The organism is Arenibacterium sp. CAU 1754, from assembly GCF_054482635.1.
Genome location: NZ_JBTLRG010000001.1, coordinates 1,219,142 through 1,232,795, shown reverse-complemented (window position 1 = coordinate 1,232,795; position 13,654 = coordinate 1,219,142). Strand labels below are relative to the sequence as shown.

At 59.6% G+C, this 13,654-nt stretch carries 17 protein-coding genes; 9 read left to right on the top strand and 8 right to left on the bottom strand.

The genetic code is table 11. From position 1 onward, the window contains the following. Positions 1 to 47 precede the first annotated feature (47 nt). Both ACXYMO_RS06005 and ACXYMO_RS06000 read left to right on the top strand, forming a co-directional pair. Positions 48 to 464, top strand: coding sequence for a c-type cytochrome (locus ACXYMO_RS06005; RefSeq protein ID WP_458877744.1), 417 nt, complete (start codon positions 48 to 50; stop codon positions 462 to 464). Positions 465 to 479: 15 nt separating this feature from the next. After that, entirely contained in the window at positions 480 to 878 is a 399-nt protein-coding gene (locus tag ACXYMO_RS06000) for a c-type cytochrome (protein ID WP_458877743.1), read from the top strand. Here the strand turns inward: ACXYMO_RS06000 and ACXYMO_RS05995 are convergent, their stop codons facing one another. From ACXYMO_RS05995 to parE, 4 genes are all read right to left on the bottom strand, one after another. Beyond that, positions 879 to 1,568, bottom strand: coding sequence for a hypothetical protein (locus ACXYMO_RS05995; RefSeq protein WP_458877742.1), 690 nt, complete (start codon positions 1,566 to 1,568; stop codon positions 879 to 881). It lies immediately after the preceding gene. A gap of 78 nt (positions 1,569 to 1,646) precedes the next feature. After that, on the bottom strand, positions 1,647 to 2,051 hold the full coding sequence (locus tag ACXYMO_RS05990; RefSeq protein ID WP_458877741.1) for a PaaI family thioesterase: 405 nt from the start codon (positions 2,049 to 2,051) through the stop codon (positions 1,647 to 1,649). A gap of 71 nt (positions 2,052 to 2,122) precedes the next feature. Further along, complete coding sequence (locus ACXYMO_RS05985; protein ID WP_458877740.1) at positions 2,123 to 2,680, bottom strand: hypothetical protein; 558 nt, start codon at positions 2,678 to 2,680, stop codon at positions 2,123 to 2,125. Between the two features lie 289 nt (positions 2,681 to 2,969). Next, positions 2,970 to 4,925, bottom strand: coding sequence for a DNA topoisomerase IV subunit B (parE, locus tag ACXYMO_RS05980; protein ID WP_458877739.1), 1,956 nt, complete (start codon positions 4,923 to 4,925; stop codon positions 2,970 to 2,972). A gap of 155 nt (positions 4,926 to 5,080) precedes the next feature. Here parE and ACXYMO_RS05975 point away from each other — a divergent pair, with 155 nt between their 5' ends. Continuing rightward, positions 5,081 to 5,689: a carboxymuconolactone decarboxylase family protein gene (locus tag ACXYMO_RS05975; protein WP_458877738.1), complete on the top strand. Its 609-nt coding sequence runs from the start codon at positions 5,081 to 5,083 to the stop codon at positions 5,687 to 5,689. Positions 5,690 to 5,812: 123 nt separating this feature from the next. Continuing rightward, entirely contained in the window at positions 5,813 to 6,391 is a 579-nt protein-coding gene (locus ACXYMO_RS05970; RefSeq protein ID WP_458877737.1) for a hypothetical protein, read from the top strand. A gap of 12 nt (positions 6,392 to 6,403) precedes the next feature. On the opposite strand, the gene ACXYMO_RS05965 is transcribed toward ACXYMO_RS05970, so the two are convergent. Then, positions 6,404 to 7,279, bottom strand: a complete 876-nt coding sequence (locus ACXYMO_RS05965; protein WP_458877736.1) for an alpha/beta fold hydrolase — start codon at positions 7,277 to 7,279, stop codon at positions 6,404 to 6,406. Positions 7,280 to 7,525: 246 nt separating this feature from the next. Here ACXYMO_RS05965 and ppk2 point away from each other — a divergent pair, with 246 nt between their 5' ends. Together ppk2 and ACXYMO_RS05955 are read left to right on the top strand one after the other, a co-directional pair. Then, entirely contained in the window at positions 7,526 to 8,404 is an 879-nt protein-coding gene (gene ppk2, locus ACXYMO_RS05960) for a polyphosphate kinase 2 (protein ID WP_458877899.1), read from the top strand. 140 nt (positions 8,405 to 8,544) lie between these two features. Continuing rightward, positions 8,545 to 9,894 (top strand): MATE family efflux transporter, encoded by a 1,350-nt coding sequence (locus ACXYMO_RS05955; RefSeq protein ID WP_458877898.1) that lies wholly within the window; start codon positions 8,545 to 8,547, stop codon positions 9,892 to 9,894. 9 nt (positions 9,895 to 9,903) lie between these two features. On the opposite strand, the gene ACXYMO_RS05950 is transcribed toward ACXYMO_RS05955, so the two are convergent. Then, positions 9,904 to 10,308, bottom strand: a complete 405-nt coding sequence (locus ACXYMO_RS05950; protein WP_458877735.1) for a hypothetical protein — start codon at positions 10,306 to 10,308, stop codon at positions 9,904 to 9,906. A 51-nt stretch (positions 10,309 to 10,359) separates the two neighbouring features. Next, a complete protein-coding gene (locus tag ACXYMO_RS05945) occupies positions 10,360 to 11,562 on the bottom strand; it encodes a pyridoxal phosphate-dependent aminotransferase (RefSeq protein WP_458877734.1) in 1,203 nt (400 codons plus the stop codon). Positions 11,563 to 11,651: 89 nt separating this feature from the next. Here ACXYMO_RS05945 and ACXYMO_RS05940 point away from each other — a divergent pair, with 89 nt between their 5' ends. The 3 genes from ACXYMO_RS05940 (at position 11,652) to ACXYMO_RS05930 (ending at position 12,879) form a co-directional block, all read left to right on the top strand. Further along, entirely contained in the window at positions 11,652 to 12,053 is a 402-nt protein-coding gene (locus tag ACXYMO_RS05940) for a helix-turn-helix domain-containing protein (protein ID WP_458877733.1), read from the top strand. After that, the gene (locus ACXYMO_RS05935; RefSeq protein ID WP_458877732.1) at positions 12,050 to 12,307 is read left to right on the top strand and encodes a succinate dehydrogenase assembly factor 2; all 258 of its coding nucleotides are present in this window, start codon (positions 12,050 to 12,052) and stop codon (positions 12,305 to 12,307) included. Before ACXYMO_RS05940 ends, ACXYMO_RS05935 begins: the two co-directional genes overlap by 4 nt. Positions 12,308 to 12,381: 74 nt before the next feature. Continuing rightward, complete coding sequence (locus ACXYMO_RS05930; RefSeq protein ID WP_458877731.1) at positions 12,382 to 12,879, top strand: MarR family winged helix-turn-helix transcriptional regulator; 498 nt, start codon at positions 12,382 to 12,384, stop codon at positions 12,877 to 12,879. 34 nt (positions 12,880 to 12,913) lie between these two features. Here the strand turns inward: ACXYMO_RS05930 and ACXYMO_RS05925 are convergent, their stop codons facing one another. Further along, positions 12,914 to 13,651, bottom strand: coding sequence for a DUF1194 domain-containing protein (locus tag ACXYMO_RS05925; RefSeq protein WP_458877730.1), 738 nt, complete (start codon positions 13,649 to 13,651; stop codon positions 12,914 to 12,916). Between the last annotated feature and the right edge of the window lie 3 nt (positions 13,652 to 13,654).

Genomic DNA, 13,654 nt, shown 5'->3' with positions numbered 1-13,654 from the left:
TATTGAAACCTTGACCAAAAGGGTTTCAGTCGAAATCGGAGGTTGGCATGAAATTTAGTCGTTATCTGAGCGGTTTGGCCCTGATCTGCGCCGCAACCGCTGCGTCGGCACAGGACGAAGCGCAAAGTGTCAAGGACGGTGCAGAGGTCTTTCGCCTGCATTGTGCGACCTGCCACGGGATCGAAGCCACCGGGCAGGGACCGATGGCCGGTGTGATGGTGATCAAACCCGCCGATCTGACAACACTGACCGAACGCAACGACGGTGTCTTTCCGACCGAGAATGTGGTCATGCGCATTGACGGGCGCGACCCGCTGCAAAGCCACGGATCGCCGATGCCGGTCTACGGTTTCTTCTTTGAAGGCAAGGATGCCTCGCTCAAGGCGCCAAATGGCCAACCGATCCTGACCAGTCAGCCCATTGTCGATCTGGTGGCCTATCTGCAATCGATGCAAATCCGCTGAGAAAGGACGACGGCAATGAAATTTGCGGCACTTACGGCCATTCCGGCGGTTTTCGTGATAGCGGCCTGTGCGGTCAATTCCATGCCGGAACCCTCGGAAGGGGAAAAGCTGTTTGCCGATAATTGCACCGCCTGTCACGGGTACAGGGCCGAGGGCGAGGACCTGATCGGAGGTCAGGAAGCCCCCGACCTGACGCGTATCAGCGCGCGCAATGGGGGCACGTTTCCGCGCGCCCGCGTGCTGACGCAGATTGACGGATATGGGCGCGGTCGCGTTTCCGCCGACATCATGCCCGAGTTCGGTTCTCTTTTAAAAGGAGAGCTGGTGCCGATCGATGTGAACGGAACCCTGACCCCGACACCGCGCCCCCTGGCGGCGCTGCTGGCCTATCTTGAGGATATTCAGGTCAACTGATCAGGCGCAGATGCCTTTGATTTTGGCGCCTTTCCAGGGCAGGTAAACGTCGCTTTCGCGTTTGCCATCTCGGGGAAGGTCGGAAACGGGCATGGCACGTTTCAGCATGTCATGCATGCGCTTTGTCCGCTCGGCATCCGGGGCCAATGCGCGGCAGCAGACATATTCTTCGACAATCGCGCCTTGCTGTTCGTACCCGTAGTCCAGAAAATTGGGCGCGCCTGACAGTTCGAACAGATAGGGATCGTCGGAATTGCCATGTTCCGAAGCCGCGCGCAGGGGCGAATACCCGGTCCGTTTGCGGTTTTGCCATTGCCAGACATGGGTCAGTTCGTGGGCCAGCAACATCGCCTCGACCAGAAACAGGCGGTCGGGATACCCGCTGGCATAGTTCTCCACATACCAATCTTTGGTGAAAAACACGGTGTTGAAGAGCGTGAGCGCCGCCGGTTTGGCGGTGACGATTTCATCCTTGTGCGGCGGAAGGATGCGTTCACGGCAGGTGACGCGCGGGCGGGCCTTGCGGCGGAACGTGACGCTGCCCACCGGAGCGCCCTCGACCAGGCGCACACGGTCCATGCTCAGCTCATCGCCCATCAGGCTTTGTGCAAAAGCGGCCTCGGGATCGGTCAGGGGGCGACCGCATCCGGCAAGGATCACAACCAGAAACAGAAACACACGCATCATCATGGCGCGACGTTAGCCAATGTTTTTGCATCCGGGTAGGGCGGGCAGGGCTAGCCGCGTAATTTTTTTACCGGTGCCGGATCAGGTTGCAAAAAAGGTGGCCGTCGCGGTGGCAATTGCCTTGCCGCTGTCGGCCTCGCTCATCTCGGCGCGGGCAAAGGACAGGGCGCGTCCGGCGCGGACCACATGGGCCCGGCACAATACCGCGCTGCCGACGCCGGGGCGCATGAACTGAGTGTGCAAATCAGTGGTCGCAAAGAGTTTGAATTCCCCCGCATGAGCAACGGCGGCAAGAACCATCGACGTATCGGCCAATGCGGCCAGCGCCTGTCCCGATACGATCCCGCCAACGCGGCTGAGGTGATCGCCCAGCGGCATTCTGATCAGCGCGTGCTCGGCATCGATTTCCAGAACGCTCAGATCCAGGGCCAGTACCCACGGGGCAAAATTCTCGTTCAGAATCTTTTGGGCGATGTCCGGCGTCATGGTCTGCTCCCGCTCTTGTCCGATGCCAGCCTAACCCCGGCGCAAGAGTAGGGAAAGCCGGTTACGGCACACTATTCGCTGGCGGGGTCCGGGGCTGCTGTGCTCTGCGCGGTCAGGGCGGCCGAGTGGGCATCCTGGCAGGCCAGGACCTGATCAAACGCGCGCCGCGATCCGCGCAGTGTGAAATGACCCAGCTCGGTTTCTCCGTGGGTCCAGATCATTTCCATCTCGCGTTGGAATTCTTCGACGAAATGGGCGGATTTTTCCATGCCCGCATCAATCAGGATGTTGAGCCCGGGCGCGCCATCCATGTACACGCCGTGCATCTCCAGCGTCCAGGCGGGTTCGTCCCCGAACTTGACGGATATCGGATAAAGCCCGTCCTGTTTGAAACTGGTCCAGCGTTCGTCCAGCACGGTGATATCCAGTGCCGGGACCGATTGGATGGTGTCAAAACCGATGAAAAACGCGGTCCCCTCGAACGAGGCGTAGGCCAGACATCCCTGAAGCGAAGGGTAAAACGAGACGTTCCACCCGTCGGTCATGCTCCAGCGTTCGCGCTCGGCCATGGCGGGAAACCCTGCCAGAACGGCCATCGCTGTGACCAATGCGATGCGGATTTTGCGCAACTTTCGCGTCCTCGTTCAACCTAACACGATGGCAAGTATAGACGATTTCGTGAGTTTCAAGCCAGTGCAGGTGGAGCAGGCGCATGGCAGAGTTTAAAAGTAAATGCCGGGAAATTGATTTAAATTATTTTATTTCAATAGGTTGAATTGGTGGCGACGCATCGATTCCAAGGCGTCCGGTCAACCCGCGTTGTTGCCGGACCCGCGACAGGATCAGGTTTTGTGATTTGATTGTTCCCTGACCACCCGTGGTCCGCCTTCCTCGTCGCCAGATCATGACAAACCGAGATCAGACGTCCAGTTCCTCAACGAACCGCGCGTTTTCCTGAATATACTGGAACCGCATTTCGGGTTTCTTGCCCATCAGGCGTTCCACCAGATCGCCGGTTTCGCCGGGTTCATCCTCGTCGATCGTGACGCGGATCAGTTTGCGGGTGGCGGGGTTCATGGTCGTGTCTTTGAGATCCTTGGCATCCATTTCGCCAAGACCCTTGAAACGGGACACGTCGATCTTTCCTTTGCCGCCCAGTCCCTTTTCCAGCATCGCGTTCTTTTCCGCTTCGTCCAGGCAATAAACCCGCTTGGCCCCCTGGGTCAGCCGGAACAGCGGCGGGCAGGCCAGGTAAAGGTGCCCGGTGTCGATCATCGGGCGCATCTGGGTGAAGAAGAAGGTCATCAACAGGCTGGCGATATGCGCGCCATCGACGTCCGCATCGGTCATGATGATGACCTTGTCATAGCGCAGGTCATCAACGTTGAACTTGCTTCCCAGCCCGACACCCAGTGCCTGTGTCAGGTCCGAGATTTCCGCGTTGCTGCCGAGTTTTGAACTGGCCGCGCCCAGAACGTTCAGGATTTTGCCGCGCAGGGGCAACAGGGCCTGTGTCTTGCGATCGCGCGCCATCTTGGCGGACCCGCCCGCGCTGTCACCCTCGACGATAAACAACTCGGTGCCTTCGCGCGCATTGGACGAACAATCGACCAGCTTGCCGGGCAGGCGCAGTTTCTTGGTGGCGGACTTGCGCTGTGTCTCTTTTTCCTGACGGCGGCGCAGGCGTTCCTCGGCCCGCAGGACAAGGAAATCAAGGATCGCGCCAGCCGATTTCGTGTCAGCCGCCAGCCAGTTGTCAAAATGGTCGCGCACCGAATTTTCCACCATGCGCTGGGCATCTACGGTGGCCAGCCGGTCCTTGGTCTGGCCGACGAACTCGGGGTCGCGGATGAAACAGCTGACCAGCGCGCCGGCGCCGGTTGTCAAATCCTCGCGCGTGATGGTGGCGGCCTTCTTGTTGCTGACCAGCTCGCCATAGGCCTTGATACCCTTGAGAATCGCGGCCCAGAACCCGGCCTCGTGTGTGCCGCCCTCGGGGGTCGGGACAGTGTTACAGTATGATTGGATGAACCCGTCGCGCGACGGGGTCCAGTTGATCGCCCATTCCACCTTGCCCGGAACGTTGAATTTTTCAAACGACACGCTTCCGGCAAAAGGGGCCTCGGCATAGGTGGTCGCGCCGCCCATCGCCTCGGTGAGGTAATCGGCCAGACCGCCGGGGAAATGAAATTTCGCCTCTTGCGGGGTTTCTCCGTCGTTGATGCCGGTCTTCCAGCGGATTTCGACGCCTGAAAAAAGATAGGCCTTGGAGCGCGCCATCTTGAACAGCCGCGCGGGTTTCAGTTTCAGCGAGCCAAAGATGTCCGCATCCGGGTGGAAGGTCACGGATGTGCCGCGCCGGTTGGGGGCTGCGCCGATCTTTTCCAGCTTGCCCTGCGGCACGCCACGGGAAAATTCCATGGCGAACAGTTCCTTGTTGCGCGCCACTTCGACCCGCAGGTGATCGGACAGGGCGTTCACCACCGAGGACCCGACCCCGTGCAGACCGCCCGAGGTTTCATAGCTGTCACCGGAAAACTTGCCGCCCGCGTTCAGCGTGCAAAAGATGATTTCCAACGCCGATTTTGACGGGTCCTTGGGGTGCGGCCCGGTCGGAATACCGCGCCCGTTGTCGCGCACCGACACATGGCCGTTTTCGTGCAGTTCAACCTCGATCCAGGTGGCGTGTCCGGCAACCGCTTCGTCCATCGAGTTGTCGATTATTTCCGCCACCATGTGGTGCAGCGCGCGATCGTCCTTGCCCCCGATATACATGCCAGGGCGCAGGCGCACGTGCTCCATGTCCTCCAGGACCTGAATCGAGGAGGCATCATAGTCCGACGGGTCGGGTTGCCCTGACAGGAGATCGTTCATACCGCTGCTCTTCTTGGTTTTGTTGTCGTGCACTATGCCAGAGGGGAACGTGAGGGGGAAGGTGGCAAAGCGCGGATAACCACCCGAGGCAGGGGAAATTCTGTGCGGTTTGGACAATTCTCGCTAGGCTGGGCACCAGGCAAAAGGAGTCATCGATGACCTGGATCAAAACCATTCCGTTCGAGGACGCGACCGGCAAGCTGCGCAAACTCTATGTTCGGGTCACCGGGCCCGGCAACAATGTCGATAACATCATGATGGCCCATTCCCTGCGCCCCCATTCGATGGAAGGGCATATGGCGCTCTATAAAAACGTGCTGCACCATACGGGCAACAGCCTGCCCAAATGGGTGCTGGAACTGATCGGGGTGCGTGTCAGCGCGCTGAACGGGTGTGACTATTGTGTTCGCCATCATGCGGCAGGGCTGCGGCGGCTGTTGGACGATGATGCGCTTGCCGATCGCGTTCTTGAGGCGGTCCTGACCGGGGGGACGTTCGATGCGATTGTGGATGCCTCGATCCGGCAGATGCTGGCCTATGCCGAATTGCTGACAACGGCACCGCAGGACGTGACCAAGGCCGATATCGACCGGCTGCGCAGTGCCGGATTGGACGATGGCAAGATTCTTGAGGTCAATCAGGTCGTTGCCTATTTTGCCTACGCCAATCGCACCGTTCTGGGCCTTGGGTGCACCACCGACGGCGATGTCATCGGGCTCAGTCCGGGCAATTCGGACGACCCCGACGATTGGGGACATCGCTAAGCAGGCTGCACGGTGAAAACACTTTGCCGCCTTTGATCGCAATCAAGGTTGGTGGGTAAAAACACCTCTAACATTGCGATCATTGAGAAATGCAAACAAAGCCATGATGAGGAGTTTCCCAAGATGGGTGAACCAGCCACAAAGGAAGACCATGTCACGGTCGTCAAAGTCCCCGAAGCGGTCGGTGTCTTTGATTCGTTCGAAAGCTTTCAAAAGGCCTTTTACGATCTGCGGATGGTAGGGTTCAGCCGCTATGATCTGAGCCTTCTTGGCGATGAGGAGGCGCTGAAAAAGCACCTTGGCGATGCGTACTGGCGCTCGGAAACGCTCGAAGACGATCCGGCCGCGCCGCGCGCAGCCTTTGTGTCCGAAGAGGCGATCGGAGAAATGGAAGGGGCCATTTTTGGCGGTTTCTTCTTCCTGGGATCCTACATCGCAATGGCCGCGATGCTGACCCCGGCCAGCACCCTGGCGGCCTCGATCGCGGCCATCGCCATCGGCGGCGCCCCAGCCGGTGCGATTGGTGCGATCCTTGCCCGCCGCGCCGGACAGCATCACAAGGAATATTATGCGAAACAGATCGAAAACGGTGGTATTCTTTTGTGGGTGCGCGTGCCGGACAAGGACAAGGAAAAACTCGCCGTCAACATCATGAAGGGCCATTCTGGCCGCGATGTTCACGTCCACGACTGGAGCAAATGACCTGATCGCGGGTCAGGAGCCGATCCAGTCCAGAATGATCTTTGCGATCTCTTCGGGTTTCTGGTGAAACAGCCAGTGATCCGCATCCGGAATCGTGACGCGGGTCAGATCGGGGGCAAATTCCTCAAGCCCTTCGGTCGACACTGGCAAAAGAGCGGTATCCTGTTCGCCCCAGATCAACAGGTGCGGGCAGCGCACCTTTAGCTTGTCCAGGGGTAGGTCGGGCAAGTCGGTGATCGGTTTGCCCGGCTCGGCCACCAGAAGTGGTGAGGCGCGGTACCAGTTGATCATGGTATTCAGACGCCCGCCGCGGCGCCATTCGGCCTTGTAGCTCTCGGCGCGCTCACCTGCCAGCCATGACAGGTCCATCTTGGCCGAAAACAGGTCGAGCATTTTCTCGAAATCATTGGCCGACAGGATTTCATGTGAATCGGGACGGCGCAGGAAATGGATGTATTGCGAGGCTTCGGTCTGTGCCCCACCTGCGGCAATGGCCTTTTGAAAGGGTACCGGATGCACGCCGTTGGCAATGATCAGGTGGCTGACCAGATCGGGTTTGAACATGGCCAGACCATAGGCAACCGCCGCGCCCCAGTCGTGGCCGAGTACGGTGACGGGCCCGCCGACATCCTCGATCAATGCCGCCATATCCGACAACAGTGCGGCGCCGGAGTAGTTTTCGACACCCTCTGGCGCCCAGCTGCGGCCGTATCCGCGTTGATCCGGCGCGATGCAATGAAACCGATCGGACAACAAAGGCGCGAGATCGCCCCATGCACCGCCGTATTCGGGGAACCCGTGCAACATCAGCAACACTGGTTTGTCCGGGTCGCCCCAGTGGCGCAGGTAAAACGGGTGGCCGTTCAGTTCTCGGGTTTCGGTGCGCATGGATCAGTTTCCTTGTGTTGCGGCACGACCAGACAGGCTCGGCGGTCACACTGACAGAAGTTCCCTTGCTTTTGTGACAGCTTTTTGACGTTGATCAAGGCGCTTTGACCCGGTTTTCGATAACGAACTGTTGCATAGCCAGAAAACAGGAGCGCGCAAATGACGGACGCCACCCGGCCCGCAAAAGAGCCTACGACATCATCTTCTGAAAACAGTACGGCGTCCGAAACCGCCGAAGTCCATGAAATGGAAAACGTGAACGAGTCGCACGCCCCCTCGCTGGAGCGGATCAGACAGGCCTTTGAAAGCGGTCGCTATCCATACCGCAAGAAATTGTCCAAGCGGTTCTACGAGGATGAGAAGGCGCGGCTTCAGGCCGAACTTTTGAAGGTGCAGCATTGGGCGCAGGAGACCGGAGAGAAATTCGTGCTGCTGTTCGAAGGGCGCGATGCTGCCGGCAAGGGCGGCACGATCAAACGCTACACGGAACATCTCAACCCCCGCTCGGCGCGTGTGGTGGCATTGAACAAACCCACCTGGGAAGAGAAAGGGCAGTGGTACTTCCAGCGTTACATCAAGGAACTGCCGACGGTCGGCGAAATGGTGTTCTATGACCGCTCCTGGTACAACCGGGCGGGCGTTGAGCGGGTGATGGGCTTTTGCGAGCCGAGCGAATACCTGGAGTTCATGCGCCAGACGCCGGAACTTGAACGCATGTTGGTGCGCTCGGGTATCCGGTTGTACAAGTACTGGTTCTCGGTAACGCAATCCGAACAGAAACGGCGCTTTGACAGCCGCGCCACCGACCCGCTGAAACGCTGGAAGCTAAGCCCGATCGACAAGGCCAGCCTGAGCAAGTGGGACGATTATACCGAGGCGAAGGAGGCGATGTTCTTTTATACGGACACCGCCGATGCGCCATGGACGATCGTGAAATCCAACGACAAGAAACGCGCGCGGATCAACTGCATGCGGCATTTCCTGTCAACGCTGGATTATCCTGACAAGGACTATGATCTGGTTGGCCAGCCTGATCCGCTGATCGTCGGTCAGGCGCATCACGTCATTCAACGGTCCGATCACATCCTGGGCACGGCGCTGCATCCCGGTGCACGGGTGAAGTAGGGGCTTTACTGTCCTCTGCAGTCCTGCGTGATCAGGACGATTTAAATGGCCCGTTCGCCGATGTGTCGTCGAACGGGCAGCACATGATTTTTCTTGTCGCAGAAGGCGTATCCTTCTACTGGAAAATCATGACACCACCGATGAGCTTTCGCGACCATGTCAGGGCGGTTACTGTTCTGGGTCTGCCGCTGGTCGGCGGACATCTCGCGCAATTTGCCATCGGTCTAACGGATGTCGTGATGCTGGGCTGGTACAGCGCACAGGCCCTTGCCGCCGAAGCATTGGCAACAAGCTATTTCTTTGTACTGTTCATGCTCGGCTCAGGCTTTGCGCTGGCCGTGATGCCTCTGGTGGCCACAGCCGCTGCGTCCGGTGACGAGCAGGGCATTCGCCGCTCGACCCGCATGGGCCTTTGGCTGAGCCTGATCTTTGCGATCCTGGTGATGCCGTTTCTGTGGTTTTCGGGCGCCATTCTTTTGGCCATCGGGCAGGAACCGGCAATCGCGGATTTGTCCGGGCAATACCTGCGGATTGCGGGGTGGGGCCTACTTCCAGCGCTACTGGTGATGGTGCTGAAATCCTATCTTGCCGCATTGGAAAAAACGCAGGTGGTCTTGTGGATCACCCTCATGGCCGCAGCGGTGAACGCGCTGGGCAATTATGCCCTGATCTTTGGAAACTGGGGCGCCCCGGAACTGGGGATCGCGGGGGCGGCGATTTCATCACTGCTGACGCAGGTGGTTTCTCTGATTGCGGTCGTGGCCTATGCGATGTGGGTCTTGCCGGATCACAACCTGTTCCAACGCTTCTGGCACCCGGATTGGGATGTTTTCACGCGCGTTTTTCGGCTGGGCGTGCCCATTGGCCTGACATCCCTGAGCGAGGTCAGCCTGTTTTCAGCCTCGGCCGTCATGATGGGCTGGCTGGGGGCGGTGCCACTGGCCGCACATGGGATCGTGATCACCGTGGCGAGCTGCGCCTTTATGGTTCACCTTGGGCTGAGCAACGCCGCCACGATCCGGACCGGCAATGCGCTGGGGCGGGGCGATCGGGTGAATATGGCGCGCGGGGCATGGGCCGTCACGGCTCTCAGCCTTGGTGTCGGCCTGTGCAGCATTGCGGCCTTTTTGCTGATCCCCGAGCAGATCATAAGCCTGTTTCTGGACCCGGACGAACCGACCCGGCCACAGATCATGTCGATCGGCGTCGTTCTGTTGGCAATTGCGGCAATTTTCCAATTGGTCGACGGCGCGCAGGTGATCGCGCTGGGTCTGTTGCGCGGGGTACAGGACACGGCCGTACCGATGGTGATGGCGGCCTTGTCCTATTGGGTTGTGGGTATCCCGTTATCCTACCTGTTCGGCTTTGTGCTGGGCTATGGCGGGGCCGGAGTCTGGGCCGGGCTGGTGTGCGGGTTGACCTGCGCCGGGGCGCTTTTGATGTTTCGGTTCTGGCGGCGGGCTATCGCCAAGGTTGGCGCCGGCGCTTGATCCGACCCGTCAGGTCCTTTTCATCAGCCGGTCGGCCTTTTTCCGCGTCAGCACGCTGCGCAGGTCATGCATCGCCAGCAGCAAGGTGTCGGTAACCTCTTCGAGCTGTTCGTCGCTGGCTTTGGACTGGACCCATTGGGTCGTGGTGTTCAGGTAATCGACGGCCCGGTGAATATCGTCAATGTCGCGCCGGGCCAGCAGGGCCATCCGATCGGTCATCCAGTCCTTGATATGGGCCAGATCGGTTTCGCTCAGGGCGCGGTCGCCATGGGGTTTGATTTCCCCGTTGCGGATATTGACCATGGCGATCTGGTCCATTTCGATCCGGCGCTGTCGGTTTTCGGTGTCCACACGAAAGACAAATGCGCCGTTGTCGCGCACCCTGAAATAGTAATCCGGCAGGTCCCCACTCATTCCCTTGTCCTCATTTTCGCCACGTGCCTGGGTGAACCGTCGGGGCCGACGTCATGTCAGCCCCTTGCAGAACTCCTGAATGCGCCCGCAGGCCTTCTCCAGGGCTTCGTCGGATGTAGCGTAACTAACCCGGAAGTTCGGCGAAAGCCCGAAGGCCGCACCAAAGACGACCGCGACGCCGGTTTCCTCCAGCAGCGCGGTGGCGAACGTCTCGTCATTGGTGATCTTGGTGCCGGCCTTGCTGGTCTTGCCGATAAGACCTGCAATCGAGGGATAGACGTAAAAGGCGCCATCAGGCGTGGGGCAGGTCATGCCCTCGATCTCGGACAGCATCGAAACGACCAGATCGCGGCGGCGTTTGAAGATTTCGTTGTTGGGGGCCAGGAATTCCTGTGTGCCGTTCAGCGCCTCGACCGCCGCCCACTGGCTGATCGAACAGGGGTTCGACGTGGACTGGCTTTGTACCTTACGCATGGCGGTGATCAGATGCTCGGGCCCGGCGGCATAGCCGATCCGCCAGCCGGTCATGGCATAGGCCTTGGACACGCCATTGCAGGTGAGCGTCCGGTCATAAAGACCCGGTTCCACCTGCGCCGGGGTGCAGAATTCGAACCCGTCATAAGTCAGATGCTCGTACATGTCGTCGGTCATCACCCAGACATGCGGGTGGCGCATCAGGACATCCGTCAGCCGTTTGAGAACCTCGCGGGAATATCCCGCACCCGTCGGGTTCGAGGGTGAGTTGAAGATGAACCATTTGGTCTTGGGCGTGATCGCCGCTTCGAGCTGTTCGGGGGTGATGCGGAACGAATTTTCCAACGTCGCTTCGATGGCGACGGGTTCACCGCCGGCAAGCAGAACCATATCGGGGTAGCTGACCCAATAGGGCGCCGGAATGATCACTTCGTCGCCCGGGTTCAGCGTCGCCATCAGCGCGTTATAGAGATTCTGTTTCCCGCCCGTGCCGACGCTGATCTGCTTGGGCGTATAGGTCAACCCGTTTTCGCGCAGAAACTTGTCGCAAGCGGCCTGCTTCAACTCGGGCATGCCATCGGGCGCGGTGTATTTCGTTTTGCCTGCGTTGATCGCCGCAATCGCCGCGTCCTTGATGTTCTGCGGTGTGTCGAAATCCGGCTCACCGGCGCCCAGCCCGATCACATCACGTCCGGCGGCCTTAAGCTCGGCCGCCATGGTCGTCACGGCGATGGTGGGGGACGGTTTTACGCGCGAAAGTGTCTTGGACAGGAAACTCATGGTGGCCTCGGTTTGTAAGTTGGGCGTGACTGTCATAGGGTGCGCCCGATGACCAAGCAAGCGACAACAGTGCTCGGAAAGGCGTTAAAATGACCGAAAACGATGGCGACTGGTACGGACCGGATGCGGCGACATTCGGAGATCGGGTTCTTGCCGCGCGCGAGGCCGCCGGGATGAGCCAGGCTCAGCTGTCGCGCCGTCTGGGGGTCAAGAAATCGACCCTGGCCGCCTGGGAAGACGATCTTTCGGAACCGCGCGCCAACAAGTTGTCGATGATGGCGGGGTTGCTGAACGTGTCGATCATGTGGTTGTTGACCGGCGAAGGCGAAGGCACAATCAGCCCAACGGAAGAGGAAGCCGGCACTCCCGAAATGAGCGGGGTCCTTGCAGAGTTGCGCGAAATCCGGGACACGATGCGGTCCAACGCCGAGCGTGCCGCGCGGCTGGAAAAACGGCTGCGCCAGATGCTGCAAACGTCGGGTGACGCATGAGCGAGCTGCGCGAACACCGGATCAAGCGGTTGAGAATGCGCTCCATGCGGCGTGGGATCAAGGAGATGGACATCATCCTGAGCGCCTATGCCGATGCGCATCTGACCACCATGTCGACAGAGCAGCTGGACCGCTATGACGCGCTGCTGTCGGAGAACGATCAGGATCTTTATCAGTGGGTCACAGGGCAGGTCGCGCCGCCCGAGGCGCATGCCGACCTGATCGCAGATGTCGCGCAAATATTTCAGAAATAAGAATAAAACCGCTTAACCGATTATTCGGCTTTTGGCGCCACCTTAAGGGCAGGCAGTTCGAGTCGGAGAAGCGGATGAGTATTGAAATGCAGCTGAGCCCGGTGGCCCATAAGGGGTTCATGACCGGGTACCTAGAGGCCCTGGCGCTGGTGGAACGTCTCCACCGCCTGTTGTTGGATGTGATCAAGGATGAATTTGAACGTGTCGGCGTGTTGCAGATCAACGCGGTGCAGGCGCTGTTACTGTTCAACATCGGCGATAACGAGGTCACAGCAGGCGAGTTGAAAAGCCGCGGCTACTATCAGGGGAGCAACGTCAGCTACAACCTGAAGAAGCTGGTCGAAATGGGCTATATGCACCATCAGCGGTGTCAGATCGATCGGCGTTCCGTACGGGTGCGCCTGACCCAGCAGGGCCGTGAAATTCGCGATGTCGTGGCCGACCTGTTTGGCCGGCACGCCGAAGGACTGGAAAGCCGCGGTGTGATCGGTCCCGAGGGGATAGAAGATATCACTAGTGCTCTGAAACGGGTCGAGCGCTATTGGACGGATCAGATCAGGTACATCTACTAAAGCCCGGGATGCGGCCCCCTGCGGGGCCGTATCGTCAGCGGGTTTGGCCAGGGCTGGACAGGGACGATACCGCCAGCCCGTCAATCTCGCGCTTGAGTTTGCGCACCATGGCCGCTTCGTAATCCCGAAAGCCCTGCGCCGTTTCGACAAAGGCGTCCGGTCCGTGGATGACACGCGCCCCGAAATAGGCAGAGAGCTCGGCAATCTGAACCTCGCGCCGGTCATTGCCGCGCATCTCGTCGCTGCCGATCACCAAGGCGTTCAGTGTCATTGCAGTGGTGTCCAACGCGCCCTGAACATCCTGCGGGCGAGGGCCCGCATTGCTTTTTCCATCCCCCGAGATATCGAGTGTTCGCTTCCAGCACTCGGGTCTCTGATCCAACAGCGTTTTGCCAAACAGCATCGCGCGTCCCAGGGCCGTCACAGGCGGGGCAGGGCCTCGTTTGGAGCTTTCCAGGCGCGCGGCGACAGACCGCAGAGTTTCCGCATCCAGAATTGGGGTCCAGCCCAGCACGATGCGCTGATAATCGGCGCCGCTCCATTCAAACACCGCCAGATAGACCGGCGTGTTCGGCGCGGCCAAAAGGGCAGCCGACACATCCGGATGGCGCAGTGCATTTGCCAGCCCGCGCATTTGCAGATGGTATTCGGTGGCATCGACCGATCCGGACACATCCAGCCCCAGCGCCAGGGCCTGGCGGCACTGAGCCAGCGCTCCGCTGTTCAGACCGATCGCCAAAAACAAGGCCAGAATGCGCAACACGCCCCCCATACG

Excerpts from the sequence above, each read along its gene's own strand:
- ACXYMO_RS06005 (WP_458877744.1), top strand. The coding sequence starts at position 48 with ATGAAATTTAGTCGTTATCTGAGCGGTTTGGCCCTGATCTGCGCCGCA.
- ACXYMO_RS06000 (WP_458877743.1), top strand. The coding sequence starts at position 480 with ATGAAATTTGCGGCACTTACGGCCATTCCGGCGGTTTTCGTGATAGCG.
- ACXYMO_RS05995 (WP_458877742.1), bottom strand. The coding sequence starts at position 1,568 with ATGATGATGCGTGTGTTTCTGTTTCTGGTTGTGATCCTTGCCGGATGC.
- ACXYMO_RS05990 (WP_458877741.1), bottom strand. The coding sequence starts at position 2,051 with ATGACGCCGGACATCGCCCAAAAGATTCTGAACGAGAATTTTGCCCCG.
- parE (WP_458877739.1), bottom strand. The coding sequence starts at position 4,925 with ATGAACGATCTCCTGTCAGGGCAACCCGACCCGTCGGACTATGATGCC.
- ACXYMO_RS05975 (WP_458877738.1), top strand. The coding sequence starts at position 5,081 with ATGACCTGGATCAAAACCATTCCGTTCGAGGACGCGACCGGCAAGCTG.
- ACXYMO_RS05970 (WP_458877737.1), top strand. The coding sequence starts at position 5,813 with ATGGGTGAACCAGCCACAAAGGAAGACCATGTCACGGTCGTCAAAGTC.
- ACXYMO_RS05965 (WP_458877736.1), bottom strand. The coding sequence starts at position 7,279 with ATGCGCACCGAAACCCGAGAACTGAACGGCCACCCGTTTTACCTGCGC.
- ppk2 (WP_458877899.1), top strand. The coding sequence starts at position 7,526 with ATGGAAAACGTGAACGAGTCGCACGCCCCCTCGCTGGAGCGGATCAGA.
- ACXYMO_RS05955 (WP_458877898.1), top strand. The coding sequence starts at position 8,545 with ATGAGCTTTCGCGACCATGTCAGGGCGGTTACTGTTCTGGGTCTGCCG.
- ACXYMO_RS05950 (WP_458877735.1), bottom strand. The coding sequence starts at position 10,308 with ATGAGTGGGGACCTGCCGGATTACTATTTCAGGGTGCGCGACAACGGC.
- ACXYMO_RS05945 (WP_458877734.1), bottom strand. The coding sequence starts at position 11,562 with ATGAGTTTCCTGTCCAAGACACTTTCGCGCGTAAAACCGTCCCCCACC.
- ACXYMO_RS05940 (WP_458877733.1), top strand. The coding sequence starts at position 11,652 with ATGACCGAAAACGATGGCGACTGGTACGGACCGGATGCGGCGACATTC.
- ACXYMO_RS05935 (WP_458877732.1), top strand. The coding sequence starts at position 12,050 with ATGAGCGAGCTGCGCGAACACCGGATCAAGCGGTTGAGAATGCGCTCC.
- ACXYMO_RS05930 (WP_458877731.1), top strand. The coding sequence starts at position 12,382 with ATGAGTATTGAAATGCAGCTGAGCCCGGTGGCCCATAAGGGGTTCATG.
- ACXYMO_RS05925 (WP_458877730.1), bottom strand. The coding sequence starts at position 13,651 with ATGGGGGGCGTGTTGCGCATTCTGGCCTTGTTTTTGGCGATCGGTCTG.